The sequence below is a fragment of the Flavobacterium sp. TAB 87 genome (assembly GCF_001529295.1).
GTDB lineage: Bacteria > Bacteroidota > Bacteroidia > Flavobacteriales > Flavobacteriaceae > Flavobacterium.
Window position 1 is genome coordinate 21,021 of record NZ_LLWK01000033.1, and the last position, 25,301, is coordinate 46,321.

Sequence of the window (25,301 nt, forward strand, 5' to 3'; positions counted from 1 at the left end):
AATCTAAAAATGGAATTATCCATAAATCAAAATATCTGATTATCTTTGCGCAGTCTAATTTAACACACAAATGAAACCGAACACACAACAATTAAACGATTTAACTATCCAAGTAAGAAGAGACATTCTGAGAATGGTACACGCTGTAAATTCAGGTCACCCAGGAGGTTCTTTGGGATGTACTGAATTTTTAGTAGCCTTATACCAAAACATAATGGACCGCAAAGAAGGATTTGATATGGACGGAATTGGAGAAGATTTATTCTTCCTTTCTAACGGACATATTTCTCCTGTATTTTATAGCGTTTTAGCAAGAAGTGGTTATTTTCCTGTTTCTGAACTAGTAACATTTAGAAAATTAAACTCTCGTTTACAAGGACACCCAACTACACATGAAGGTTTACCAGGTATTCGTATGGCTTCAGGATCATTAGGTCAAGGACTATCTGTAGCTCTTGGTGCGGCGCAAGCAAAAAAATTAAATGGAGACAATCATATCGTTTATACGTTGCACGGTGATGGAGAATTGCAAGAAGGCCAAAACTGGGAAGCAATTATGTATGCATCTGCTAAAAACGTAGACAATGTAATTGCTACAATTGACTTAAACGGAAAACAAATTGATGGACCAACAGACGAAGTTTTAGCAATGGGAAGTATCCGCGCTAAATTTGAAGCTTTTGACTGGGACGTTCTTGAAATCAAAGAAGGAAATAATATTGAGGCGGTTTTAGCTGGTATGGCTGAAGCAAAAGCTAGAACAGGAAAAGGAAAACCAGTTTGTGTATTATTGCATACTGAAATGGGGAACGGTGTTGATTTTATGATGTACAGTCATGCTTGGCATGGTAAAGCACCAAATGATGCACAACTAGAAACTGCTTTGGGTCAAAATTATAATGTTGGTGGTAATTCAGACTATTAAAAATTAAGTTTATAGATTAAAAATTTCTCGATTTTTTAGTCTTACAATTTTTTAATATTTCAATTTTAAAAGAACAATGAAAAAATATACAAATACAGGAAGTAAAGATACTCGTTCAGGTTTTGGCGATGGTATGACTGAATTAGGTCAAAAAAATGAAAATGTGGTTGCCTTATGTGCCGATTTAATTGGTTCATTAAAATTTGATGAATTTAAGAAAAATCATCCAGAACGTTTTTTTCAAATCGGAATTGCAGAAGCAAACATGATTGGGATTGCTGCAGGTTTAACTATTGGTGGTAAAATTCCATTTACTGGAACTTTTGCTAACTTTTCGACTGGTCGTGTTTACGATCAAATTCGTCAGTCAGTCGCCTATTCTGATAAGAATGTAAAAATCTGTGCTTCTCACGCTGGCTTAACATTGGGAGAAGATGGCGCAACTCATCAAATATTAGAAGATATTGGTTTGATGAAAATGCTACCAGGAATGACCGTAATTAATACATGCGATTACAACCAAACTAAAGCAGCTACGATTGCTCTTGCAGATCATCAAGGTCCGGCTTACTTGCGTTTTGGACGCCCAGTTGTTCCTAACTTTACGCCAGCTGACGAACCATTTGTAATTGGCAAAGCGATTATGTTAAGCGAAGGAAGTGATGTAACTATCGTTGCAACAGGACACTTAGTTTGGGAAGCTTTAATTGCTGCTGAAGCTTTAGAAGCAAAAGGTATTTCTGTTGAAGTAATCAATATTCATACGATTAAACCTTTAGATGAAGAAGCAATTTTGAAATCATTGGCAAAAACAAAATGTATCGTTACTGCTGAAGAACACAACATTCTTGGAGGCTTAGGGGAAAGTGTTGCGAGAGTTTTATCGCTTAACAGCCCTGCTCCGCAAGAATTTGTAGCGGTTAATGATAGTTTTGGTGAGTCTGGAACTCCAGCACAATTAATGGAAAAATACAATCTTACTAACGAATCAATCGTTGAAGCTGTAGAAAGAGTAATGAAACGTAAATAGTTCACTGCTTTTTATACTGATAAAAAAAATCCTGCTTTTACAAGCAGGATTTTTTTTGATCTACTACTTTCTGAAGTATTAAAAACCAAGTCCTATAACTTAATCTAGTAATGATTTTAAAAATTTAGATTGATAGAAATAAAATTAGAAAAAATTCTAAATTGTGAATATCTATTTGAAAAAAAAGACATTAATCTATCGTTAAAATCTATCTTTGTCAGCCTTAAAACAAAATAACATGAGCGCAACTTGGTACGAATGCAAAGTAAAATATAGAAAAACAGATGATACTGGAACTCAAAAAGTAACTACAGAACCATATTTGGTAGACGCTTTATCTTATACGGAAGCCGAAAGCAGAATTACTGAAGAAATGAGTGCTTACATTAGTGAAGAGTTTAAAATCACGAATATTAAAGTAGCAAATTATGCCGAAATTCATCCTTTTGAAAATAGCGATCGTTGGTTTAAGTCGAAAGTTTCTCTACTAGCTTATGATGAAGAAAGCGGAAAAGAAAGAAAAACCAATATGTACATTTTATTACAAGCAAATGATATCAAAGAAGCCTTTGATAACACTACTGCTGTGATGAAAAATACTATGGGAGACTATACAATTCCAGCTATTTCTGAATCACCAATCATGGACGTCTTTCCTTACTTTAGTGGTGAAGAAACAGAAACAGAACAATTAGAAAAGTTCAATGCATTAAAAGCATCGAAACCAGAAAAAGCGGAATGGAAAGAAGAAATGGACACAGAAGAATTTGTCGTTGAGAGTGAACAAGTATCATTAGAAGCATAAAATAAATAGTAATTTATTTAAAAAAAAATCTGCTGCTTGTCACAATCAAGTAGCAGATTTTTTATTTAAAGAGAAAATTTAATTTTCTTTTACAACTTCTTTAGTCCACATTGCACCACTTATATCTATTAGTTCCAACGTATACGCACCGCTCATATTTTGAAAGATATCCTCTTCAAAAGTCAAATTCCCTCTTGCTCCTAGCGGCAAAATAAGACTGTGTTTTCCTGTTTTTACTTTGGCTACGTAGTCATTACTAATTTGCGAATTAGACAACTGCGAAAGCTGTACCTGATTCTGCTCAAAAACCACTTCATTAGCAGCATTACGCAATTTTATTCCAATTAAAAAAGAACCATATACATCAGCGCCTTCATCTCTAAAAACAGTAAAGGATAACTTTTTCTCCTCAAGCTTAGCATTCGTTATGGTCACATGAGGTTTGACCGATTTATTATGCAATGTCCCGTAAACTCCACCGTGAAAATACTGATTAGTATATAACGTTAGTGCTAGTATGAGTACAGAACCCAAAAGCACAATTCTATTTAAAACATATTCTCTGATAGGAAGATTTCCAGAATTCAACCATAAAAACCATTTCTTCTGAGTTAGAGTATTATTTTTTATACTTAAATAATAATCCAAAGAATATTTTCCACTTCCCGTTAGAAAAATAGTAAAGCCGGTTGCTACTCCAAGAACGCCAATTTGCCATTCATCTAAGCAGGTAGTTCCAAGCCAACCTGAACCCAATAAAATCCCCATAGCGAGCATAAAAACACCAACACTCATTAGTCTTGTAAAGAATCCTAAAATAAACAGCAATCCAACAATTCCTTCAATAATCGTAAAAGAAGCCATTGCCCACCAAAGACTTTCTGGATTAGAAACCAAGTGCTCAATAATAGGTTTTATTCCCAAAGCGTTTGGCAAAAAGTGATTGAATTTTTCGCCGATGTAGCCCGCTTCTTCGGGATCTAATTTGTTTTCTAAAATTAAGCGTCTCCAGAAAGCAGAGAAATAAGTCCATCCGGTTACCCAGCGCAAAGCAGTTGTGAAAATTGCAGAATGAGAACAATTTTTATGTTGCATTGTAAATTGATTTAAAAATTAAAAAGAAGAAACCCAACAGCAAATACTATCGAAGGAAAAAGAAACTTATACTTCATACAATACTGTTGGTGTAAAATATAAATAAGAACTTTAGAAATAACATGGGCTATGAAAAAAGTGTGTTACTAAGTAAAAAGCTTCATTTTACAATTGAAACTTAAAATCGAATACTGAAACTCTTGCTTTTTACTTCTTGGTAAAGCCAAAATATTATTCGTAGTAGAACTATTCCAAACTATAAACTAATAATTTTTATCCGTAATTTCTAGCAGCGAGACATCCAACTTTATCTTGATCTTAGCTTTTGCAGTACAAAACACACAAAGGAGGATACACAAATCATCAGTGATGGTTTACATTAAAAATGCCTTATGATTTAATAATCATAAGGCATTTCAAAAAAAAAAAACTAAAAAAGGCTACCTAATTAAAAGTAGCCTTTTTGTATATGTATTAAATTGTAAAATTACAATTTAGCAACGTGCTTCGTTAATTTAGATTTTAAATTAGAAGCTTTGTTATCATGAATGATATTTTTCTTAGCTAATTTATCAATCATAGAAATTACTACTGATAATTTAGAAGTAGCATCAGATTTGTCAGTAGCTATTCTTAATGCTTTGATAGCATTACGAGTAGTTTTATGTTGGTATCTGTTTAATACTCTTCTTTTTTCGTTACTTCTGATTCTTTTTAATGCTGACTTATGATTTGCCATTTTTTTTAATTTTAGATGTAATAATAATTATAGATACTAGTTAAAAAAGAAAAACCTCCCACAATTGCTTAACAATCACTTTGGTTTTAACTAATAAAACAAAAATTGAGACACCAATTTTTATTTTATAAAACTTATTCACAACTAATTTTAGTAGTCCGTAAGGGAATCGAACCCCTGTTACCAGGACGAAATCCTGGAGTCCTAACCCCTAGACGAACGGACCATATCGTTCTAAGTTTTTCTATATTTAAATAGATTGTAGCCCGTAGCGGAATCGAACCGCTCTTACATGGATGAAAACCATGCGTCCTAACCGATAGACGAACGGGCCATTAAATTTCTCAATATTTTAAGAACTTTGTTTTGCAAAAAAAGTAGTAGCCCGTAGCGGAATCGAACCGCTCTTACATGGATGAAAACCATGCGTCCTAACCGATAGACGAACGGGCCTGCTTCTCTAATGCGGATGCAAAAATACAACTATTTTTAAGATGTACAATAGCAGAAGTAAAATATTTCAAAAAAACTTTGAAATATTAATACGCCTTAGCAAAAAACACTCTTCGAGAAGAAGGATTTCCAGTAAGTACGCAGCTTCCCACCTCTTCATCCTGATCCAATGGAAGGCAACGAATTGTTGCTTTAGTTAAATCTTTGATCTTTTCTTCTGTAGCGGCAGTACCATCCCAATGAGCAGAAATAAAGCCTCCTTTAGACTCTAAAATATCCTTAAATTCCTCAAAACTATTTACTTCCGTAATGTGGGTATTGCGATATTCCAGTGCTTTTGCAAATAAATCGTTTTGAATCTGCTCCAGCAAATCATTTATATAAGCTGCGATTCCTTCTTTAGCAACCACTTCTTTGGTTAATGTATCTCTTCGTGCCACTTCAAAAGTACCGTTTTCTAAGTCTTTTGGCCCCACTGCAATTCGAATTGGAACTCCTTTCAGTTCCCACTCAGCAAATTTAAACCCAGGTTTTTGAGTCGTTCTATCATCAAACTTAACCGATATCTTCAGTTTTTTCAATTGTCCTACCAAAGCAGTAACCGCTTCTGTAATAGTTGCTAGTTGTTCATCACTTTTATAAATAGGAACGATAACGACTTGAATTGGCGCTAAATTGGGAGGCAATACCAATCCTTGATCGTCTGAATGCGTCATCACTAAAGCACCCATCAAACGTGTTGAAACGCCCCAAGACGTTCCCCATACATATTCTTGCTTACCTTCGGCATTAGCAAATTTCACATCAAAAGCTTTAGCAAAATTTTGACCTAAAAAATGCGAAGTTCCTGCTTGTAGTGCTTTACCGTCTTGCATCAATGCTTCAATACAATAGGTTTCTTCCGCGCCTGCAAACCGTTCTGTTTCTGTTTTCAATCCTTTTACAACCGGAATTGCCATAAAATTCTCTGCAAAATCAGCATAAACATTCATCATTTTTTCTGATTCATCTACTGCTTCTTCACGAGTAGCATGGGCCGTATGTCCTTCTTGCCACAAAAACTCAGCTGTTCTTAAAAACAAACGCGTACGCATTTCCCAACGAACTACATTTGCCCATTGATTGATTAATAAAGGTAAATCGCGATACGATTGCACCCATCCCTTATAAGTAGACCAAATAATTGCCTCACTAGTTGGACGAACTATTAGCTCTTCTTCTAATTTCGCATTAGGGTCCACCATTAGTTTACCCGGTTTATCTGGATCGTTTTTTAATCGATAGTGCGTTACAATTGCGCATTCTTTTGCAAAACCTTCGGCATTTTTCTCCTCCGCCTCAAACATGCTTTTAGGAACAAATAAAGGAAAATAAGCATTTTGATGCCCTGTTTCTTTAAACATTCTGTCTAATTCTGCTTGCATTTTTTCCCAGATTGCGTATCCATAAGGCTTGATGACCATGCAGCCACGAACACCCGAATTTTCTGCTAAATCGGCCTTTACGACTAACTCGTTATACCACTTTGAATAGTCTTCTGATCTTGTTGTGAGGTTCTTACTCATATTATATAGTTTGGCACAAATTTTGCGTTATTTATTTATCCTAAATAGTTCCACAAAACTAACTATTTTTGTAATGTGCAACAATAAAAACTCCACCGATTATGAAAACTAATATTTTAAAATCCAAAAAAACTTTACTTTATTCTCTCTTCGGATCGATTTCTTTAGTCGTTACTTCGTGTGGCTCTTATCAAAATAGCTCCTACTATGGAAACGACGGAATTTATGGAGGAACGACCTATCAAAGTAATCCTGCGCCAACTCAAAACAGTAATCAGTATGCGAGTTATTTTAACTCCTTACAAGACAAAGAGATCGGTGACGAAATATTTACCGATGTAGATAATTATAGTAATTACAATTCTGAAAATCCAAGTAGCGTTTCCAATTACCCAAGTTGGGGAAGCAATCCAACTTCTGTCTCTGTAAATGTTTACTCTGATTATTGGGGTAGCAGTTATTACGGAATGGGATATCCTTATTATGGAATGGGTTATGGATATCCGTATTACGGAATGGGCCTGGGTTATCCTTACCACGGAATTGGATGGGGCTATTCTGGACTTAGTATAGGTTGGGGTTTTAGTAACTGGGGCTACGGAGGTCGATGGGGCTACCCAGGTTATTACAATAATTACAGACCCTATTATAACAACCACAACTATTACAACAATACTCGCTATAATACTACGCCAAGCAGACGTGGTTCTAGCAGCTACAGTAACACTGATATTTACCGTAACAACAGAACTAACAGCAGCATAAACAACCGAAGAAGTTCAAGTTTCAGCACTGGAACTCCGAATCTAACCCGAAGAGCGCAGGCTGTTGACCAAAACAATAGTATAAATCGAAGAAATTCTTCTACACCAACGAGAGATTACAACTCTCAAAATAGAAGAAATGCGACTCCACAAACGAGACAGAATAATCCTCAACCGCAGAGCAGAAGTTATAATAATGATGCTCCTACGAGAAGAAATTCAAATACAACAGCGCCATCACGAAGTTATACTCCTAGCCCATCTAGAAGTACTAATGGCGGAGGCGGATCAATGCAAGGCGGAAACAGTGGCGGAGGTCGTTCTTCTGGAAGCGGAAGACGTTAATTATTAAATAACAATTTACGAACTACAAACCATCTAAGATGAAAAAAATATTTTTATTACTAATCGGCGGACTAACATTCAACGCGCTACAAGCTCAAGATATTTCTGATGCTACGCGTTACGCACAAGACAACTTAAGCGGTACAGCTCGTTTTAGAGCCATGGGTGGTGCTTTTGGTGCACTGGGTGGAGATTTATCTTCTTTAAACGTAAACCCAGCTGGTTCTGCTGTTTTCGCGAACAATCAATTTGGGGTTACTTTAAGTAACTACGGAACTAAAAATAATTCGAATTATTTTGGAAACGCTACTACTGAAAAAGACGATAGCTTTACTTTAAACCAAGGTGGCGCCGTTTTTGTATTTAAAAACAGAAATCAGAGCAGTAAGTGGAATAAATATTCTCTTGGATTTAATTACGACAATTCGAACAATTACAACAGTAGACTTTTTAGTGCAGGAACTAATCCGAACAATTCACTTGCTAATTATTTTGTTTCTTATGCGAATGGAATTGCGCTTGACGTTTTAGAAAATGGTTCGTATCGCAATTTAAATAATGGGGAGCAGCAGGCATTTCTTGGCTATCAGTCGTACATGATTAATCCCGCTACCACCGATGTTAATAATACGGAATATACTTCTAACGTTCCAGCTGGAGGAAACTATTACCAGGAAAATGAAGTGTATAGTGCAGGTTACAATGGGAAATTTACTTTTAATCTAGGCGCTCAGTACGACGATTTCTTGTACTTGGGTATGAATTTAAATTTACATACGATTGACTTTAGACGTAATTCTAGTTTTTACGAAGACAATTCAAATACTCTAGGAACCAATGACCAAGTGACTAGCGTACGTTTCGATAACAACTTATATACGTACGGTAGCGGCTTTTCCTTTCAATTGGGAGCTATTGCTAAAGTTTCTGATGCCATTCGTTTAGGGCTGGCTTACGAATCTAATACTTGGTATGATGTATATGACGAACTATCGCAAAAAATAGTTTCGGTTAGCAGTAACAATGTAGGTGCTTTGCCCGCTCAAGTTGTAGACCCCCGCATTACCAATGTTTATGATCCTTATAAATTGCAAACTCCTGGAAAACTAACTGCGAGTTTTGCATACATTTTTGGACAAACTGGCTTATTAAGCGTTGACTACGCCATAAAAGATTATTCAAGCACCGTTTTTAAACCACAAAACGACTCCTATTACAAAGGCCTAAACAGCAGCATTAATGATAAAATGACTACGAATGGCGAATTGCGAATTGGTGGGGAATATAAAATTAAACAATTAAGCTTACGTGCTGGATATCGTTTAGAAGGTAGCCCGTATGAGAACGGAAAAACAGTTGGCGATCTAACTAGTTATTCTGGTGGTTTAGGTTATGATTTTGGCGCTACCAAAGTTGATTTATCATACTCGTATGCGGAGAGAGATTCGCAACGAGCGGCATTTAGTCAAGGGTTTACTGATTACGCTAATTTAAATACTAAATTCAATACCGTTTCAATGACTGTGTTGTTTGAATTATAATTTTGAGCTTACAATTTTGAAGTTCATTATTTAAAAATATAAACAAAAAATATTAATTTGAAAAACATCCGTCTTGTTGTATCGAGACGGATATTTTTTTAGCCCGGATGGAAGCGGCATCCTTTTTGGCTCGCCCTTGCGAAACCAAAAAGATACAGTGAACAGCCGGATTAGCTCTATAAAAAAACAACAAGGGTGCTGATTCCAAGAATAAAAAATGTAATTTTGCACTCCAATTTATAAAAGTATGAGAACCAAGTCTTTAAAAAAGAACAAAATCAATGTAATCACTCTTGGCTGTTCGAAAAATGTGTATGATAGCGAGGTCCTTATGGGTCAACTAAAAGCTAGTGGAAAAGAGGTTGAACATGAAGCTCCTGCAGAAACAGAAGGAAATATTATTGTAATAAATACCTGTGGATTTATTGATAATGCGAAGGCAGAATCGGTAAACATGATATTAGAATATGCTGATAAAAAACAGAGAGGATTAGTTGATAAGGTTTTTGTAACCGGTTGCTTATCGGAACGTTACAGACCCGATTTAGAAAAAGAAATTCCGAATGTAGATCAGTATTTCGGTACAACTGAATTGCCTCAATTATTGAAGGCTTTGGGAGCAGATTATAAGCACGAATTATTAGGAGAACGTTTAACTACTACTCCAAAAAACTACGCTTATTTAAAAATTGCAGAAGGTTGCGACCGACCATGCAGCTTCTGTGCTATTCCGATTATGAGAGGAACACACGTTTCTCAACCCATTGAAAAATTAGTAAAAGAAGCGCAAGGCTTAGCAAAGAACGGTGTCAAAGAATTGATTCTGATTGCTCAGGATTTAACCTACTACGGTTTAGATATTTATAAGAAAAGAAATCTTGCAGAACTTTTAGAAGCATTAGTCGCTGTTGAAGGAATTGAATGGATTCGTTTGCATTATGCATTTCCAACAGGTTTTCCAATGGATGTTCTGGAGATCATGAAACGTGAGCCAAAGATTTGTAATTATATTGATATTCCGTTGCAACACATTTCTGATTCGATTTTAAAATCAATGCGTCGCGGAACTACTCAAGCAAAAACGACTAAACTATTAAAAGAATTTAGAGCGGCAGTTCCAGGAATGGCAATTCGCACGACCCTTATTGTAGGATATCCTGGCGAAACTCAAGAAGATTTTAATATTTTAAAGGATTTTGTACAGGAAATGAAATTTGACAGAATGGGTTGTTTTGCTTATTCTCATGAAGAAAATACGCATGCTTATTTATTAGAAGATGACGTTCCTGCGGAAGTGAAGCAAGAACGTGCCAACGAAATAATGGAATTACAATCTCAAATTTCTTGGGATTTGAATCAAGAGAAAGTAGGCAAAACTTTTAAGTGTATTATTGACCGAAAAGAAGGAGCACATTTTGTGGGCCGTACTGAGTTCGATAGTCCGGATGTGGATAACGAAGTTTTAATTGATGCTTCAAAACATTACTTAAAAACAGGCGAATTTGCAAATATTGTAATTACCGAAGCAACAGAGTTTGATTTATACGGTGAACCTGCTTCAGTTTAATCAGCTACTTGTTTCTCATTAACCACTATAATTCAAAAAAGATGAAGTTAAGAAACCTTTTTATACTATTTTTTGCCTTGCTATTTAGCAATTTGATTTCGGCTCAGTATGGCAACGGCTATGGAAATGGATATGGCAATAACGGTTACGGAAACAATGGTTACGGCAGAAACAGACAAATGGGCGGCATGTCTGATATGGGACAGCAACAACAGTCTAAACCTAAAGAAATTCCGGTTGATGTTACTGCTGGCGAAATAATGGAGCGCATGACTCCCGTATTAACATTAGATGCGCTGCAAGAAGTCGCTATAAAGAATGTGTTGATTGAAAGCCTAAACCTGCAAGGAATTCTAATTAAAAATGAAAGCTTAAGTCAAGAAGCTAAAATGGACGAATTTAAATCTCTTTCAGAAAATACTAATAAACAAATCAACAATTACTTGAACCCTGATCAGCAAGAAAAATATAAAATCTATTTAGAAGACAATGCCAAGCCAAGAAAATCTAAAAAGAAAAAGAAAAAAGAATAGCATGACACATAGTTTAAAATTAAATATAACGCCTACACAATCTATTACTAAATATTTAGGTATTTTATTTTTAGGATTAGTGGTAGCTTCTTGTGGTAGTACAAAACCATATCAGGCAAGTGAAAAATCGTATAAAGAACAATTGGAAGCTTACAAAATGCAAATTTCAAGCATGAAAGCGGCGGAATTGTCTAGTCAAAATAACTTAAACATGTATGGTTCTGCAGATTCTGCAGATCCGCTGACTTTATACCGCGATTCACTTGCTATAAAAAAACCAGTTCCTTTGCCTTATGGTATAAAAACAGAATGGATTAGTACGGTAAATTTTAATTTAAGAAAACCGAACTACATTATTCTGCATCATACTGCGCAAGATTCTTTGGCACAAACAATCAAAACGTTTACCAATAAAAACTTGCAAGTAAGCTCACATTATGTTATTGGAGATGATGGAACAGTGGTGCAAATGCTAAACGATTACTTACGAGCATGGCACGCTGGTTCAGGCACTTGGGGAAGAGACACTGATATTAACTCGGCTTCGATAGGGATAGAGTTAGACAACAATGGTTTTGAACCTTTTTCTTTAGCACAAATCAATAGTTTATTGGCTTTACTGACAAAGCTTAAGAAAGACTACAATATACCAACTCAAAACATAATTGGCCACTCTGATATTGCGCCTTCGAGAAAGCAAGATCCTAGTAATTTATTTCCTTGGAAAGCATTGGCAGCAAATGGATTTGGACTATGGCAAGATGAATTTTTGACAGAAGCTCCTTTTGATTTTCAAATAGAGCCTGCTCTGCGAATTATTGGCTACAACACTAAAAATTTGTCGGCAGCAATTATCGCTTTTAAAAGACATTATATTCCAGAAGCAGTAGACAATGTGTTAGATCGAAAAACAATTAATACTATTTACTCGATTTACAAAAAGCAGTAAAAAGTACACTATTAAAAATATACAAAAGCTAATCGGTAAACGGTTAGCTTTTTTTTTATGCAATACTTTGAGCATAAACATCACAGATTTTGATCTGTCTGATTTACAAAATTCACCTATTTAGTCCAGAAAAAAAATCCCAATTTGTTTGCACAAATTGGGACTTTTATAATTCTTACTTCTTGAAAATCAAATTATTTTGCTAAAGCAGCACTCATTTCTAATGAAATTGCACTACGCTCCATTTTTAATTTACCTGCCATTGTTTCGACAATTACCGTAGTTTCAGCCAATTCAGCTACTTTACCGTGAAGACCACTTTTAGTAACTATTTTATCACCTACTTTTAAACTGCTTTCAAATTCTTTTTCGTTTTTCGCTTTCTTTTGTTGCGGTCTAATCATAAAAAAATAGATTACCACAAACATTAATAAAAACGGTGCAAACTGAGTTAATTGTTCCATAATTTAAATTCTCTTTTTTTTTAATTAATCATTACATTAAACCTCGGCCAGTTTTAAGTAACCTTTTATCAGCCTCGAGTTCTTTTACTAAATTATCTAAAATTCCGTTTATAAAAATACTACTTTTCGGAGTAGAATATTCTTTTGCCAACTCTAAATACTCGTTTAAAGTTACTTTCACGGGAATTGATGGGAATTTTAAAAGTTCGCAAATTGCCATTTTTAAAATAATAGTATCTATTTCGGCAATTCGGTCTGCATCCCAATTTGGTGTTTTACCATCGTACTCTTTTGCTAAAGCTTTTTCGTTTAAAACGGTCTTGCGAAACAAATCTTTTACAAAATCCTTATCTTCCGTATCTTTATAAACACGTGGTACTCTAAACTCTCCTTCTTCGGTATTTTTTAATCCTTTCAGTTGCTTAACAATTTGCGTGTTTACCAACGGAATATCATCAACCCAAGTTAATTTATCATCTTCTAAATACTCATACAACTTTTCATTAGGCACAATAACTTCCGCAAATAAATCGGCTATAAAATCTTTGTCTTCAGCAAAAGTATTTACGTCATTACTCATGTACTTTGCGTACAAATCACTCGCCTTAACATCTTTTAAAAGTAATAAAATGTAATCATCATTTAATGACCAATTATTAATCTTACGATTTTCGAGCGCAACGCTTAAAGAATTGTTTTCGGTAAGAATTTGAAAAACCTGATTTTTAATAAACTTTTCGTTTGGATTTTTTTCTTCTTTCGTAGCTAAGTGTTTCTTGCTTGCTAGGTGGAGGTATTGCGATTCTTTTTTGCAAATTTCTATCAATGAAGAAAGCATAACGAGGTACAAATCCTGAATACTGTCGATACTATAAAAAAGAAACTTCTCTTCCTTTTCTAGATTATCAGAACCATTTTGATGCATCGCATAGATGGATTGCATAACTTTTAAGCGAATGTGTCTTCTGTTTACCACCTTGTAAGAACTTTTATTAAAATTAGTCTGCAAAAATAATCATTTATCCCATCATTAGAAAATATATGATTAACAAAAAAAACCAAAGAATATCTTTTGTAAGACATGCTTTGGTTTTCTACTACAAAATGCAATACAATCGCTTAGATTATTTCAATTTACTGTTTTCGATCTTTCTAGCATCAATACGATTTTGAGCAATTGTCAAAGCCGCGTGGTGCGTAGTTACTTTATTTCGTACGGCATAATCGATAATCTCTAAAGTAGTGTTGTAGATATTCTCGGTCTTACGCATAATTTCTTCTTTACCGTAATGCTCTAATTCCGCATAAACGTTAATAATTCCACCTGCATTTATCAAGAAATCTGGCGCATATAAAATACCTCTATCTTGCAAAATAGCTCCGTGAATGTTTTCATTCGCTAACTGATTGTTGGCAGCACCAGCAATAACTTTTGCTTTAATTTTATAAACCGTGTCATCATTTAATACTGCTCCCATAGCACATGGCGCATAAATATCAACGTCGGCACTGTATAAATCGTCCCCTCTAAAAATAGTGGCATTGTACTTTGCTGCCACTTCATTTAAACGTGCTTCATTAATATCTGTAATGGTAACCTTTGCTCCTTCTTTAGTCAAATATTCTACTAAAGTTTCGCCTACGTGTCCAATTCCTTGTACTAAAACTTTTTTCCCTTCTAAATTATCTGAACCAAACTGATGTTTTGCAGCAGCTTTCATTCCTAAAAAAACACCGTATGCCGTTACTGGCGATGGATTTCCTGAACCACCTCTTTCTTCTGAAATTCCAGTAACATATGGAGTTACATCTCGTACCGTGTCCATATCTTTGGTTTCCATACCCACATCTTCAGCAGTAATGTAACGACCACTTAATGAGTGTACAAATTCTCCAAATTTACGCATCAATTCTGGTGTTTTTTGCGTTTTAGCATCTCCAATAATTACCGCTTTACCACCACCTAAATTAAGTCCTGTAATTGCAGATTTGTAAGTCATACCTCTCGAAAGACGCAATACATCATTTAAGGCTTCCCATTCGTTTGCATAATTCCACATTCTTGTACCTCCAAGTGCAGGTCCCATAACCGAATTATGAATACCAATAATTGCTTTTAAACCTGTATCTTTGTCATTACAAAATACAATTTGTTCGTGATTGTCAAATGAAAGTTGGCCAAAAACAGGATCCATTTTCTGAAATTCTTTTTCAGTTGAAGAAGATACACTCATAGCGTTTGATATTTTAAAGTATAATAAATTACGAATTCGTCAAAAAGACTTCTCAAAAATAAGAATAAATTAAATACAAGTTAATATTAAGTCTTGTTTTTATGTAATTTTCAATTCGATCTCTAACGATCTGTAATTTATCTTTAAACTAAAACGAATTAAACAATAAAAAATAAGAACATTTCTATATTGAATATCACAAAAAAATGAAAGAATTACGCTATTTAGACAAATACTTTATAAAATATAAGTTCCGTTTCTTTGCCGGAATATTTATCACAATAATCGCACAAATATTCTTTTTATTTACTCCAAAACTAATCAGTAAGTCCTTTAAAGCGATTGAAGATTTCTCGAAAGAAGGAAGCGTAAGTGTCGAAGTGATTAAAAGCGAATTATTATCTAATATTCTACTTATTATATTAACCGCCATCATCGCTGGATTTTTGACATTTTTAATGCGTCAAACTCTAATTGTAATGTCGCGTTTGGTCGAATTTGATTTAAAAAATGAAGTATTTGAGCAATATGAAAAATTATCTCAAAACTTTTACAAACAGAATAGAACGGGAGACTTAATGAATCGGATTAGCGAAGACGTTTCTAAAGTTCGAATGTACGTTGGTCCAGCAGTAATGTATACCATAAACACACTGATTCGCTTTATTATTGTTTTAATATACATGTTTAATGTTTCGCCAAGACTAACCTTATATACTTTAATTCCGTTACCGATATTATCGTTTTGTATTTTTAAACTTAGTACCGAAATCAACATTCGTAGTACTACTTTTCAGCAATATTTATCGAAAGTTTCGAGTTTTACGCAAGAAATATTTTCGGGAATTCGAGTGATAAAAGCCAATTCATTAGAAGAACAGCATCAGAACAATATGATCAGTCTTGCCAATGAAAGTAAAAGTAAAAGCTTGCATTTGGCCAAAGTACAGTCGCTTTTTGGGCCATTAATGATTGCACTTATCGGAATCAGTAATTTAATTGTCATCTACTTTGGAGGAGCCATGTACATTAATGGTACGATAACAAGTATTGGTACGATTGCAGAATTTATTTTATACGTGAATATGTTAACTTGGCCCGTTGCTTCATTGGGTTGGATTTCATCTATGGTTCAAGAAGCAGAAGCATCACAGAAACGTCTGAATGAATTTTTGAAAATTGAACCACAAATTCAGAACAATTCAAATGAGCCTTCTCTTATTGAAGGTGCAATCGCTTTTGAAAATGTCACTTTTATCTATGAAGACACCAACATCCAAGCTTTAAGTAATGTTAGTTTTACCGTTAAAAAAGGCGAAACTCTGGCTATTTTAGGTAAAACAGGTTCAGGGAAATCAACAATCTTATCGTTGATCTCTAGATTGTACGATGTAAATGCCGGTCAAGTTACTATTGACGCCAAAGAAATAAGTACTTTAAACCTCAACGATTTAAGAAACAGCATTGGTATTGTGCCTCAAGATGCATTCTTGTTTTCAGATAGTATTAAAAATAATATCAAATTTGGAAATCAAGATGCTACAGATGATGAAGTAATGCAAGCGGCTAAAAATGCTGTAGTTCATGATAATATTATTGCTTTTAACAAACAATATGATACGGTTTTAGGAGAACGCGGAATTACTCTTTCGGGAGGTCAGAAACAGCGTGTTTCTATTGCTAGAGCAATTATAAAAAATCCTGAGATTTTATTGCTTGATGACTGCTTGTCTGCGGTCGATACAGAGACAGAAGAAACAATTTTGAACAACTTATTTGAAATTTGCAAAGACAAAACAACCATTATTGTAAGTCATAGAATATCATCGGCTAAAAATGCGGATAAAATTATCATACTAGATGATGGAAAAATCATACAACAAGGTTCTCATAATCAACTGATAAATCAAGAAGGCTATTATTCGGCCCTGTATGTTAAGCAACTTTCAGAAAAAGAATTACTTTAATTGTTGGATAATAGATAATTTTTTAAGATTTTTGATTGCTATTAAAAAAAATGATAGAAAGATTATGAGAGAAAATGACCTATTAGAAAAAGAAGAAATTTTTTCAAAGGTGCTTCGCGCTGGACGAAGAACGTATTTCTTTGACGTTAGAGCTACAAAAGCTGACGATTATTACATTACAATAACAGAGAGTAAGAAATTTACTGAAGAAGACGGATCTTTTCATTTCAAAAAACACAAAATTTACTTGTACAAAGAAGATTTTAGTGCTTTCGCAGAGATTTTAGGCGATATGACCTCTTACGTATTGAATCATAAAGGAGAAGAAGTTATTTCTGAAAGACATCAAAAAGACTTCAAAAGAGAAACATTGATAGAGAAAAATGAAGATTTCGTTCCGCAAACTTCAACATTCACTGATATAGAATTTGACGATATTTAATCGTTAATTCCAATAGAATTTAAAAGTCCAAAACTGAAGTTTTGGACTTTTTTTTTATACTTTCGGAGTTAATAAAAAATAGTTTTTAATGAAACCACATCTATTAGTTTTATCTGGTCTGGGTAATTCTGGCGAGCAACATTGGCAAACCTATTGGCAAAAGCTATATGCAAATTCGTCGAAAGTACAGCAACAAAATTGGGATGAACCCCAACTCAAAGATTGGTTATATGCGTTAGATGAATCAATTGCAAAACTAGATCAGCCAACAGTTTTGGTTGCTCACAGCTTGGCGGTTTCGTTAGTTTTACATTGGAGCAAAAGTAATGCTAATTCACATATTGTCGGAGCTTTATTGGTTGCGCCAGCAGATGTAGATTCTCCCCAACATACGCCCGACTGTATTCGGAATTTTGCACCAATTCCCATGCATCAATTGCCATTTCCAAGCATTGTGGTTGCCAGCGAAAACGATCCTTACGCATCTATCGCTAGAAAAAAAGAATTCGCAGAACACTGGGGAAGCGATTTTGTAAACGTGGGCTGCAAAGGACATATAAACTCAGAATCTAATTTACATTTTTGGGAAGAAGGACAAGAGATCTTGCAGCAATTGATTACTAAAATGGACAATTAGCCAATTCGCAATCCATTTTCTATTTTAGAATCTGGTGCTAATAAAATTACATCACCCTCAACTCCTACTGCGCCTAAAATCAAACATTCACTATTAAATTTTCCGATTTGTTTGGTTGGAAAATTAACAACTGCAACGATTTGTCGGTTTACCAATTCTCCTTTAGAATATCTTTTTGTAATTTGTGCTGAAGTTTTACGAATGCCAATTAAAGAACCAAAATCAATTTTCAGTTGAAACGCCGGTTTTCGAGCTTCAGGAAAATCGTTAACTTCTAGTATCGTTCCTACGCGCATTTCAACTCTTTCAAACTCTGACCACGATAAATCCATTGTTTCTTTTTTTTAATTGAATTGAAACTCAAATTTAGTTAAATTATCTAATCTAATACTCGCACGTAAATCCATTCTCTTAATTGTCAGTTAGCCAGAAGTTTTGTTTAACTTTATAAAAAAAATCGAATGTCAATGACACTTTCCAACATGTTGCCACTGGGAACAATTGCTCCCGAATTTAGACTCCCAGACACCAATTCAAATTACGATTATTCTTTTTCCGATTTAAAAGGTTCCTTAGGCACTTTGGTAATTTTTATGTGCAATAATTGTCCGTTTGTCCTTCATGCCATCGAAGAAATTGAAATGATTTCGAATGATTATCGCGTACAAGGAATTGGAGTAATCGCCATTTCGAGCAATGACGTTCTAAAAAACCCGCACGATAGTCCTGCTTTAATGACTGCATTTGCTTTTGACAATAAAATCGACTTTCCGTATTTATTCGATGCGACACAAGAGGTAGCCAAGGCTTACGACGCTGTGTGTACGCCCGATTTTTACTTATTTGACAGCAATGACAAGTTAATGTATCGCGGACAATTGGACGATTCTAGGCCACACAATGGCATTAGTTTAAGCGGAAATGATTTGCGAGGCGCTATTGACTCTATAATTTATAACAGAACTTTAAAAGAACCGCAAAAACCAAGTGAAGGTTGTGCTATCCAATGGAAATAAATAAAATAAAATTACGATACAAACAAAAAAACCAATCAGCAATAAAGTGATTGGTTTTTTTTAGATAGTATAACAATGTATTATTTTACGTCCATTAATTCTACATCAAAAATCAAAGTAGCATCACCAGGAATTACTCCTCCTGCACCAGCTGAACCGTATCCTAGATGAGATGGTATAACAAAACGAGCTTTATCTCCAACTTTCAACAAAGCAATACCTTCGTCCCATCCTTCGATAACTTGTCCAACCCCTAATTTAAATTCAATTGGTTTTTTTCTTGGGTAAGAAGAATCAAAAACTTTTCCGTTCTCTAATGAACCTTCATAATGAACTGATACTGTTTTTCCTTTTGCAGCTTGCTTTCCTTCACCTTTTTGAATCATTTTATAACGCAATCCGCTTTCTGTTTTATCAAAACCAGCAGCCAATTTTTCCATTTCAGCTTCTGCTGCTTCTTTTTGAGCAGATTCTCTTTTGGCGCGTGAGCCTTCAAAAGTTCTAAAAGCTTCTACTGCATTCCACTTTTCAGCTTCTGCACCTACTCTAATTATTTCTAGACTTTCGATAAGATCTCCTTGCTCTACAGCATCAACCACATCTTGCCCTTCGATCACATAACCAAAAACAGTATGCTTGTTATTTAAGTGCGGAGTTGGTCCATGAGTGATAAAAAATTGAGAACCATTAGTACCAGCTCCAGCGTTTGCCATAGACAAAACTCCCGGACGATCGTGTTTTAATGTTGGGTGAAATTCATCATCAAATTTATAACCAGGCCCACCAGTTCCGCTTCCTTGTGGACAACCACCTTGAATCATAAAATCTGAAATTACACGGTGAAAACTCAATCCATCGTAATATTTAGTTCCTTGTGGTTTTGCCGAATTTTCTAAATTACCTTCAGCCAAAGCTACAAAGTTACCTACTGTTCCTGGCGTTAAATCGTCTGTTAGTTTTACTAAAATTGAACCTTTAGCCGTGTTGAATTTAGCGTATATTCCGTTTTCCATTATTTTAATATTTTTTATTGAATGCAAATTTACAAATTAATTTCTTATCCGTTTGTTGTTTCCAATCGTTTCGTTTTTGATTTGTACGTATAGCCGTAAACTGCAAAAGCGAGAGCTGATAAAACCATACACCCTAAAGTGACTGCATGCCAACCGCCATATTGCCATAAAAACAATCCAAAGGCAGAACCTGCAGCGGTTCCTAAAAAGCTAAAAGACATAAAAACAGTGTTCATTCTATTTCTGGCTTCGGGCAAAATTGAATATACGCGTGTTTGATTGGAAATGTGAACGCCTTGGATACCAATATCGATTAAAACAATTCCGATTACGATTCCGATCACACTTGTTCCTGAAAAGTAAAAAACCAAGAAGCTCAAGACCATTAAAGCACATCCATAACCAACTGCAATACGAGAACCGCCTTTGTCCCCTAATTTACCAACCAATGGTGCCGCTAAAGCACCTGAAGCACCTACGATTCCAAAAAGACCAATTGTTGCGCTATTAAAGTTAAAAGGAGCATCGGACAGTAACAAAACCATCGTGGTCCAAAATGCACCAAATTGCGCAAAACAAAAAACATTAATTGCAGTAGCCTCTCTTAACAAGGGTTGTTCTTTTATTAATGTAAACAAAGAACGAATTAGTTGTCCGTACGAACCTTCAAATGTTGGTTTATTAAAAGGAAATTCTCTTTGAATAACGATTAGCAGCAATAAAATCAATCCTGCTGCGATCCAAAACATGGCGCGCCAGCCCCATAGTTCGCCTACAAAACCGCTTAAAGTTCTTGAAAGTAAAATACCAACCAATAAACCACTCATAATTGTTCCTACTACTTTTCCTCTCTGACTCGGCTCGCTTAAAGAAGCTGCCAAAGGCAAAATTAATTGAGGAACTATAGAAGTAATTCCGATCAGTAGAGAGGCTATCTCTAAAATAAAATAACTTTTTGCTGTGGCCGCTATAATCAAAGCAATGACCGAAGCAAAAGTGGTTACTACTATTTGTTTTTTACGCTCTATTTTATCACCAAGCGGAACCATAAAAAACAGTCCTATAGCATAACCGGCTTGTGTTAGATAGGTTATTGAACCTGCATCTGCCTCTTTAATTCCGAATTCTTTTGCTATTAAAACAATAAGAGGCTGACAATAATATAAGTTTGCAACAATTAATCCCGTGCAAACTGCCATAAACAGGACTTTAGACTTTGATAAATTCATTTTGCAAAAATACTACTTCATTCAAAAAAATTAAAAAAACGATTGTTATAAATTCTTTAAAAAAACAATTAAGCGAACAGTACTAATTTATAGTAGAAAAATGCATCTTCAGACCTACACCAAGTTCTATTACGAACTCTGAACTTCGGTTTATAAGTATTCAACTATATTTCTACTGCATTTAATATAGGCTAGTAACACAGTGAGATAAATTACTTCAAAAATATTTTATAGGCGCGTAAAGTAAAAGTTACCGTTATTTTTATTTTATTTAGAAGATTCTGTTTTATAATCTTTTGAGAATTTATAGCTAAAAATCCAAGTATAAAATGTCTTTTTTAATTTATGTAAACGCATTATAAATTGATAAAAAGCAACGACTTAAAAAAATTACTGACTCATCGCTTTCAATCCAGCTTTTGCAATACGAACATCTTCACTACCGTGCGCACCGCCAACACCTATGCCGCCGACAACTTTCTCATTTATAAAAATTGGAATTCCACCATCCATTATTAATATATTTTCATCCAAAAAACGAATGTCTTCAGGAATAGAACCGTCTTTGATGCCTTTTGCAATTACAGCGGTTTCCCTTTTTTGAGAGCAAGCGGTAAATGCTTTTTTGTAGCTTGCTCTAATAGTATGCACGCCAGCATTGTGGTGTCTAATAACCGCAAGCGTTTGTCCTGACTTATCTACAATAGTAATTGTTACAAACAGACCTTGTTTTTCGGCTTCATTAAAAGCGGCTTGAGCCATTTGGGCTGCCATACTACCTGTCAATACAGGTTCTGTTATACCGTTGTTTTGAGCATTTATCATTGTGCAAAAATTTATAAGAAATAGTAAGAAGAGCTTCTTCATGTTTTAATTTTTTAAAGTTTTAATACAAATAATGTTCAAAACGCAAATAGCTTAAAAACCATATACACTTTGAACATTATGCATGCACCTCTATTCTTGATATAGCGACACAAAATTTAAACTCTCTTTTTATTAATTGCCTCTGTACGTCGCGTATCCAAAAGCAGATAAAGTAATTGGAACATGATAATGCTTACCATCTTTAATTTCAAATACAACTTCTATAAAAGGATAAAAAGACGTTTGATTTAATTTTGTAAAATAAGGTTCTGTAAAATAAGTTAGTTTATAGATACCGTTATGATTACCTTCTTTAGTTTCTTTTAGAAAATCAGGGATACGGCCATTTGCATCGGTGATTTTCTCATCAATTAGAGTCCATTTACCTTTTAGATCTTGTTTAGAAAGACTAATTTTTACATTTGGAGCAGGTTCTCCTTTAGTAATATCTAAAATATGACTTGACAATTGGTATTTTGCTTCCTGTGCAAAACTAACACTTGCTATAGCAAGCATTAAGACGATAAAAAAATTCTTTGTTTTCATGTTCTATTATTTATTTGTTTTAAATCCTAAATTCTCTACAGTTTTCAACGCAATATTATGGTCATTTTCTCCGCTACCTCCCCCAGAAACACCTAAGCTTCCAACTAATTCTCCGTTTTGCCAAATAGGAACACCACCTCCTAACAACAACAGTTCTGGTAGCGTGTTTAAGTTCTTTGCGTCTTCAGTTGTAGTGGCATTTTTCATCAATATATAACTCGCGGTCTTTGTAGAAAGCGATGTGTAAGCTTTTCTTCTAGAAGCCTCCGTATTGTGCGGCCCAACATTATCTGCTTTAAGCAAAAGTAAAACTACACCCGAAGAATTAAGCACTGCAATGGATACATTTTTATCGAGTTTTTTAGCTTCAACATTCGCCATTTCTGCTAATTTTAATGCACCAGCTTGATTTAAACTACTCAGTTTTTCGACGTACTGTGCAGACAAATTACAAGATATAAAGAGTATTATGGCCATCAACACACATTTTCTTTTTTCCATTTTTTATATTTATTTAATTATGAGCAAATTATTTTTGATTGTAATTTTCATTTGATGCTAAGTTCTAAATTCTAAAAGAATTTAGAACTCCTTTTTATTAAGCAAAATTCTTTTTTTTACTTTACTCAAAAACTCGTGCGAAATTCCCAAATACGCGGCAATTTGATGCTGTGCTATTCTTTGCGACAATGTCGGATACCGTTCATTAAAATCTAAATATCTCTTATCTGCATTTTTATGAAGCATACTAATTATTCGCAATTGCATGGATGCTAACGATTTTTGATTCATTATTCGGAACAGCTTTTCTACTTTCGGAATATCTTCGTACAATTGCTCTTTTGCAGCTTTACTAATTGTTAATACCACTGAATCTTCTAATGCTTGAATATTTAGTTTTGACATTTGACCTGAAACAAAGCTTCCGACATCCAAAATCCACCAATCTTCAATAGCAAAATACAGTATGTGCTCCTTAATATTTTCACCTTGATAAAAAATCTTAAAACAACCTTCAATTACGTAACTTTCAAATTCACAAACCTCGCCTTGTTTTAAAATAATAGTATTTTTTTCTATTTTCTGAAGAGAATAAAAAGAAGTAAAATGTGCCAATTCGTCTTCAGATAAGTCAACGTATTTTAAAATATTTTCTTGAAAAGAAGTATATATAATCATACAGCTAATTTACAAAATTCTAAAATCACTATTTCAAAAGAAAATCAACTATTTCACTTTACTATTTTTGTTTATTCTTCATCGGCAAAATTAAAACGATTCCTAAAAACTAACTCTTGAACTAGTTCAACAAGTAATTGCTTAAATATTAAATTAATCTTAAAAACCGACAAAACTATGTATCGAAGAGATTCTAACGCAAATTAAAAACTTGCTCTTGAAGATTTAATTTTTTAATTTATTAATATTTATAATTTTTAAGCCTGCTATAACTGACGATTATAAAGATGGCAGAGAAACAGCAATTTTAAAAGAGTTTACACAGCATCGCAAAGCACAATTGACGCTTCATTATTATTGAAAATATACTTACAAAAGGACGACAACAAATATCTATCTCGATTTAAATTATACTTTTAGGTTCTTATTTGAAAAAAAACTATACTTTTGTTTATTAAATTTCCATAAATGATGAACAATATAAAAAGTGTTTTCAGTATTAAAGACTTAGAGAATCTCTCTGGTATTAAAGCACATACTATACGTATTTGGGAAAAAAGATACAACATCTTAGAACCTATGCGAACTGACACTAATATTCGTTTGTATGATATTGCCAGTCTTCAAAAATTACTAAATATCACTTTACTGCATGAGTACGGCTATAAAATTTCTAAAATAGCTACTTACGCACCAGAAAATATTCCAATTTTAGTGCGTGAAATCATTTCGAATAAAAACGCAAAAAATCATGCCATCAGCGCCTTCAAAATGGCAATGATGAATTTTGATCAAGAATTGTTTTTTAACACTTTTAATTGGTTAATTGCCGAGAAAACATTCAAAGAAGTCTTTAACGAGGTATTTATTCCGCTATTAAACGAATTGGGTTTACTATGGCAGTCCCACACTATAACTCCAGCTCACGAGCATTTTATAAGTTATTTGATTAAGCAAAAATTATTAATCAATACCGAGAAACTTCAAGTTTTACCTCCTAGAAATACGTCTAAAGTCTTTGTTCTTTCGCTGCCTTTAAACGAGATTCACGAATTAGGATTGATGTACTTGCAATACGAGGTATTGCTATTAGGATATAAAAGTATCTATTTAGGGGAAAGTATGCCAATAGAAAACCTTAAAGATTTAAGAAAGCATTTTGAATCAATTGTTTTTATATCTTACATGACCGTGCAACCCGATCCTAACATAGTCAACGAGTATGTACAACAGATGAGTGACGAATTGCTGGGAAATACAAACGAAATTTGGCTCATTGGTAAAATGACCGCTCATTTAGAAATCAAAAATTTAAACTCACGAATTACTGCTTTTAAATCTATTGATGATTTAGTAGCTGCGATTTAGTTTTTTGTTTAATATTTTTATATATTTG

Annotated in this window: 26 protein-coding genes and 3 tRNA genes; 13 read left to right on the top strand and 16 right to left on the bottom strand. The window is 34.2% G+C overall.

What is annotated here, in order from left to right; genetic code table 11:
* The first annotated feature begins 70 nt into the window (after positions 1–70).
* From AP058_RS04775 to AP058_RS04785, 3 genes are all read left to right on the top strand, one after another.
* Positions 71–925 carry a transketolase gene (locus tag AP058_RS04775; RefSeq protein ID WP_066307379.1) on the top strand — a complete coding sequence of 285 codons (855 nt, stop codon included), beginning with the start codon at positions 71–73 and terminating at the stop codon, positions 923–925.
* A 76-nt stretch (positions 926–1,001) separates the two neighbouring features.
* A complete protein-coding gene (locus AP058_RS04780; protein WP_066307380.1) occupies positions 1,002–1,955 on the top strand; it encodes a transketolase family protein in 954 nt (317 codons plus the stop codon).
* 238 nt (positions 1,956–2,193) lie between these two features.
* Positions 2,194–2,760 carry a DUF4494 domain-containing protein gene (locus AP058_RS04785; RefSeq protein ID WP_066307381.1) on the top strand — a complete coding sequence of 189 codons (567 nt, stop codon included), beginning with the start codon at positions 2,194–2,196 and terminating at the stop codon, positions 2,758–2,760.
* 78 nt (positions 2,761–2,838) lie between these two features.
* Here the strand turns inward: AP058_RS04785 and AP058_RS04790 are convergent, their stop codons facing one another.
* From AP058_RS04790 to proS, 6 genes are all read right to left on the bottom strand, one after another.
* Positions 2,839–3,855, bottom strand: coding sequence for a TQO small subunit DoxD (locus AP058_RS04790; protein ID WP_066307383.1), 1,017 nt, complete (start codon positions 3,853–3,855; stop codon positions 2,839–2,841).
* 487 nt (positions 3,856–4,342) lie between these two features.
* Positions 4,343–4,594 (bottom strand): 30S ribosomal protein S20, encoded by a 252-nt coding sequence (gene rpsT, locus AP058_RS04795; RefSeq protein WP_066307385.1) that lies wholly within the window; start codon positions 4,592–4,594, stop codon positions 4,343–4,345.
* A 154-nt stretch (positions 4,595–4,748) separates the two neighbouring features.
* Positions 4,749–4,820 (bottom strand) — tRNA-Glu (locus AP058_RS04800).
* A 36-nt stretch (positions 4,821–4,856) separates the two neighbouring features.
* Positions 4,857–4,928, bottom strand: a tRNA-Glu gene (locus AP058_RS04805).
* A gap of 47 nt (positions 4,929–4,975) precedes the next feature.
* Positions 4,976–5,047 (bottom strand) — tRNA-Glu (locus tag AP058_RS04810).
* A gap of 86 nt (positions 5,048–5,133) precedes the next feature.
* Positions 5,134–6,612 (bottom strand): proline--tRNA ligase, encoded by a 1,479-nt coding sequence (gene proS, locus AP058_RS04815; protein ID WP_066307386.1) that lies wholly within the window; start codon positions 6,610–6,612, stop codon positions 5,134–5,136.
* Between the two features lie 101 nt (positions 6,613–6,713).
* Between proS and AP058_RS04820 the strand changes: the two genes are divergently transcribed.
* From AP058_RS04820 to AP058_RS04840, 5 genes are all read left to right on the top strand, one after another.
* The gene (locus tag AP058_RS04820) at positions 6,714–7,721 is read left to right on the top strand and encodes a hypothetical protein (RefSeq protein WP_066307388.1); all 1,008 of its coding nucleotides are present in this window, start codon (positions 6,714–6,716) and stop codon (positions 7,719–7,721) included.
* A 38-nt stretch (positions 7,722–7,759) separates the two neighbouring features.
* Positions 7,760–9,262: a transporter gene (locus AP058_RS04825; RefSeq protein WP_066307390.1), complete on the top strand. Its 1,503-nt coding sequence runs from the start codon at positions 7,760–7,762 to the stop codon at positions 9,260–9,262.
* Between the two features lie 247 nt (positions 9,263–9,509).
* Positions 9,510–10,829, top strand: a complete 1,320-nt coding sequence (gene rimO / locus AP058_RS04830) for a 30S ribosomal protein S12 methylthiotransferase RimO (protein ID WP_066307393.1) — start codon at positions 9,510–9,512, stop codon at positions 10,827–10,829.
* A gap of 41 nt (positions 10,830–10,870) precedes the next feature.
* Positions 10,871–11,362, top strand: coding sequence for a hypothetical protein (locus tag AP058_RS04835; protein WP_066307394.1), 492 nt, complete (start codon positions 10,871–10,873; stop codon positions 11,360–11,362).
* Position 11,363: 1 nt separating this feature from the next.
* Entirely contained in the window at positions 11,364–12,311 is a 948-nt protein-coding gene (locus AP058_RS04840; RefSeq protein WP_082706588.1) for an N-acetylmuramoyl-L-alanine amidase, read from the top strand.
* Positions 12,312–12,505: 194 nt separating this feature from the next.
* Here the strand turns inward: AP058_RS04840 and yajC are convergent, their stop codons facing one another.
* The 3 genes from yajC to AP058_RS04855 all read right to left on the bottom strand — a co-directional run bounded on the left by yajC (position 12,506) and on the right by AP058_RS04855 (position 15,009).
* The gene (yajC, locus tag AP058_RS04845) at positions 12,506–12,775 is read right to left on the bottom strand and encodes a preprotein translocase subunit YajC (RefSeq protein ID WP_066307396.1); all 270 of its coding nucleotides are present in this window, start codon (positions 12,773–12,775) and stop codon (positions 12,506–12,508) included.
* A gap of 31 nt (positions 12,776–12,806) precedes the next feature.
* Positions 12,807–13,718: a transcription antitermination factor NusB gene (nusB, locus tag AP058_RS04850; RefSeq protein WP_066307697.1), complete on the bottom strand. Its 912-nt coding sequence runs from the start codon at positions 13,716–13,718 to the stop codon at positions 12,807–12,809.
* A 181-nt stretch (positions 13,719–13,899) separates the two neighbouring features.
* Complete coding sequence (locus tag AP058_RS04855; RefSeq protein WP_066307398.1) at positions 13,900–15,009, bottom strand: Glu/Leu/Phe/Val dehydrogenase; 1,110 nt, start codon at positions 15,007–15,009, stop codon at positions 13,900–13,902.
* Positions 15,010–15,215: 206 nt separating this feature from the next.
* Between AP058_RS04855 and AP058_RS04860 the strand changes: the two genes are divergently transcribed.
* The 3 genes from AP058_RS04860 to AP058_RS04870 all read left to right on the top strand — a co-directional run bounded on the left by AP058_RS04860 (position 15,216) and on the right by AP058_RS04870 (position 18,055).
* Positions 15,216–16,976 carry an ABC transporter ATP-binding protein gene (locus tag AP058_RS04860; RefSeq protein WP_066307399.1) on the top strand — a complete coding sequence of 587 codons (1,761 nt, stop codon included), beginning with the start codon at positions 15,216–15,218 and terminating at the stop codon, positions 16,974–16,976.
* 64 nt (positions 16,977–17,040) lie between these two features.
* The gene (locus tag AP058_RS04865; RefSeq protein WP_066307700.1) at positions 17,041–17,418 is read left to right on the top strand and encodes a PUR family DNA/RNA-binding protein; all 378 of its coding nucleotides are present in this window, start codon (positions 17,041–17,043) and stop codon (positions 17,416–17,418) included.
* 88 nt (positions 17,419–17,506) lie between these two features.
* Complete coding sequence (locus AP058_RS04870) at positions 17,507–18,055, top strand: alpha/beta hydrolase (RefSeq protein ID WP_066307401.1); 549 nt, start codon at positions 17,507–17,509, stop codon at positions 18,053–18,055.
* Here the strand turns inward: AP058_RS04870 and AP058_RS04875 are convergent.
* The gene (locus tag AP058_RS04875) at positions 18,052–18,387 is read right to left on the bottom strand and encodes a tRNA-binding protein (RefSeq protein ID WP_066307405.1); all 336 of its coding nucleotides are present in this window, start codon (positions 18,385–18,387) and stop codon (positions 18,052–18,054) included. The two genes, AP058_RS04870 and AP058_RS04875, sit on opposite strands and share 4 nt — an antisense overlap.
* 129 nt (positions 18,388–18,516) lie before the next feature.
* Between AP058_RS04875 and AP058_RS04880 the strand changes: the two genes are divergently transcribed.
* Complete coding sequence (locus AP058_RS04880) at positions 18,517–19,071, top strand: thioredoxin family protein (RefSeq protein WP_066307406.1); 555 nt, start codon at positions 18,517–18,519, stop codon at positions 19,069–19,071.
* A gap of 80 nt (positions 19,072–19,151) precedes the next feature.
* Here AP058_RS04880 and AP058_RS04885 read toward each other — a convergent pair whose 3' ends face one another.
* The 6 genes from AP058_RS04885 to AP058_RS04910 all read right to left on the bottom strand — a co-directional run bounded on the left by AP058_RS04885 (position 19,152) and on the right by AP058_RS04910 (position 23,905).
* The gene (locus tag AP058_RS04885; RefSeq protein ID WP_066307407.1) at positions 19,152–20,084 is read right to left on the bottom strand and encodes a peptidylprolyl isomerase; all 933 of its coding nucleotides are present in this window, start codon (positions 20,082–20,084) and stop codon (positions 19,152–19,154) included.
* A gap of 44 nt (positions 20,085–20,128) precedes the next feature.
* A complete protein-coding gene (locus tag AP058_RS04890; protein ID WP_231739535.1) occupies positions 20,129–21,283 on the bottom strand; it encodes an MFS transporter in 1,155 nt (384 codons plus the stop codon).
* 420 nt (positions 21,284–21,703) lie between these two features.
* Complete coding sequence (locus AP058_RS04895) at positions 21,704–22,138, bottom strand: heme-binding protein (RefSeq protein ID WP_369815131.1); 435 nt, start codon at positions 22,136–22,138, stop codon at positions 21,704–21,706.
* Between the two features lie 174 nt (positions 22,139–22,312).
* Positions 22,313–22,726, bottom strand: a complete 414-nt coding sequence (gene uraH, locus AP058_RS04900; protein ID WP_066307416.1) for a hydroxyisourate hydrolase — start codon at positions 22,724–22,726, stop codon at positions 22,313–22,315.
* A 6-nt stretch (positions 22,727–22,732) separates the two neighbouring features.
* Positions 22,733–23,203 carry a heme-binding protein gene (locus tag AP058_RS04905; protein WP_231739564.1) on the bottom strand — a complete coding sequence of 157 codons (471 nt, stop codon included), beginning with the start codon at positions 23,201–23,203 and terminating at the stop codon, positions 22,733–22,735.
* A 105-nt stretch (positions 23,204–23,308) separates the two neighbouring features.
* A complete protein-coding gene (locus AP058_RS04910) occupies positions 23,309–23,905 on the bottom strand; it encodes a Crp/Fnr family transcriptional regulator (RefSeq protein WP_066307418.1) in 597 nt (198 codons plus the stop codon).
* A 471-nt stretch (positions 23,906–24,376) separates the two neighbouring features.
* Between AP058_RS04910 and AP058_RS04915 the strand changes: the two genes are divergently transcribed.
* A complete protein-coding gene (locus AP058_RS04915; protein ID WP_066307419.1) occupies positions 24,377–25,273 on the top strand; it encodes a MerR family transcriptional regulator in 897 nt (298 codons plus the stop codon).
* Positions 25,274–25,301: the final 28 nt, after the last annotated feature.

Coding starts and splice junctions, on each gene's coding strand:
- AP058_RS04875 (WP_066307405.1), bottom strand. CDS start 18,387: ATGGATTTATCGTGGTCAGAGTTTGAAAGAGTTGAAATGCGCGTAGGA.
- nusB (WP_066307697.1), bottom strand. CDS start 13,718: ATGCAATCCATCTATGCGATGCATCAAAATGGTTCTGATAATCTAGAA.
- AP058_RS04790 (WP_066307383.1), bottom strand. CDS start 3,855: ATGCAACATAAAAATTGTTCTCATTCTGCAATTTTCACAACTGCTTTG.
- proS (WP_066307386.1), bottom strand. CDS start 6,612: ATGAGTAAGAACCTCACAACAAGATCAGAAGACTATTCAAAGTGGTAT.
- uraH (WP_066307416.1), bottom strand. CDS start 22,726: ATGAAAACAAAGAATTTTTTTATCGTCTTAATGCTTGCTATAGCAAGT.
- AP058_RS04855 (WP_066307398.1), bottom strand. CDS start 15,009: ATGAGTGTATCTTCTTCAACTGAAAAAGAATTTCAGAAAATGGATCCT.
- AP058_RS04860 (WP_066307399.1), top strand. CDS start 15,216: ATGAAAGAATTACGCTATTTAGACAAATACTTTATAAAATATAAGTTC.
- AP058_RS04780 (WP_066307380.1), top strand. CDS start 1,002: ATGAAAAAATATACAAATACAGGAAGTAAAGATACTCGTTCAGGTTTT.
- AP058_RS04840 (WP_082706588.1), top strand. CDS start 11,364: ATGACACATAGTTTAAAATTAAATATAACGCCTACACAATCTATTACT.
- yajC (WP_066307396.1), bottom strand. CDS start 12,775: ATGGAACAATTAACTCAGTTTGCACCGTTTTTATTAATGTTTGTGGTA.
- AP058_RS04865 (WP_066307700.1), top strand. CDS start 17,041: ATGAGAGAAAATGACCTATTAGAAAAAGAAGAAATTTTTTCAAAGGTG.
- AP058_RS04890 (WP_231739535.1), bottom strand. CDS start 21,283: ATGGCAGTTTGCACGGGATTAATTGTTGCAAACTTATATTATTGTCAG.
- AP058_RS04775 (WP_066307379.1), top strand. CDS start 71: ATGAAACCGAACACACAACAATTAAACGATTTAACTATCCAAGTAAGA.
- rimO (WP_066307393.1), top strand. CDS start 9,510: ATGAGAACCAAGTCTTTAAAAAAGAACAAAATCAATGTAATCACTCTT.
- AP058_RS04915 (WP_066307419.1), top strand. CDS start 24,377: ATGAACAATATAAAAAGTGTTTTCAGTATTAAAGACTTAGAGAATCTC.
- AP058_RS04785 (WP_066307381.1), top strand. CDS start 2,194: ATGAGCGCAACTTGGTACGAATGCAAAGTAAAATATAGAAAAACAGAT.
- AP058_RS04905 (WP_231739564.1), bottom strand. CDS start 23,203: ATGGCCATAATACTCTTTATATCTTGTAATTTGTCTGCACAGTACGTC.
- AP058_RS04885 (WP_066307407.1), bottom strand. CDS start 20,084: ATGGAAAACGGAATATACGCTAAATTCAACACGGCTAAAGGTTCAATT.
- AP058_RS04820 (WP_066307388.1), top strand. CDS start 6,714: ATGAAAACTAATATTTTAAAATCCAAAAAAACTTTACTTTATTCTCTC.
- AP058_RS04880 (WP_066307406.1), top strand. CDS start 18,517: ATGTCAATGACACTTTCCAACATGTTGCCACTGGGAACAATTGCTCCC.
- AP058_RS04870 (WP_066307401.1), top strand. CDS start 17,507: ATGAAACCACATCTATTAGTTTTATCTGGTCTGGGTAATTCTGGCGAG.
- AP058_RS04895 (WP_369815131.1), bottom strand. CDS start 22,138: ATGATAAATGCTCAAAACAACGGTATAACAGAACCTGTATTGACAGGT.
- AP058_RS04910 (WP_066307418.1), bottom strand. CDS start 23,905: ATGATTATATATACTTCTTTTCAAGAAAATATTTTAAAATACGTTGAC.
- AP058_RS04835 (WP_066307394.1), top strand. CDS start 10,871: ATGAAGTTAAGAAACCTTTTTATACTATTTTTTGCCTTGCTATTTAGC.
- AP058_RS04825 (WP_066307390.1), top strand. CDS start 7,760: ATGAAAAAAATATTTTTATTACTAATCGGCGGACTAACATTCAACGCG.
- rpsT (WP_066307385.1), bottom strand. CDS start 4,594: ATGGCAAATCATAAGTCAGCATTAAAAAGAATCAGAAGTAACGAAAAA.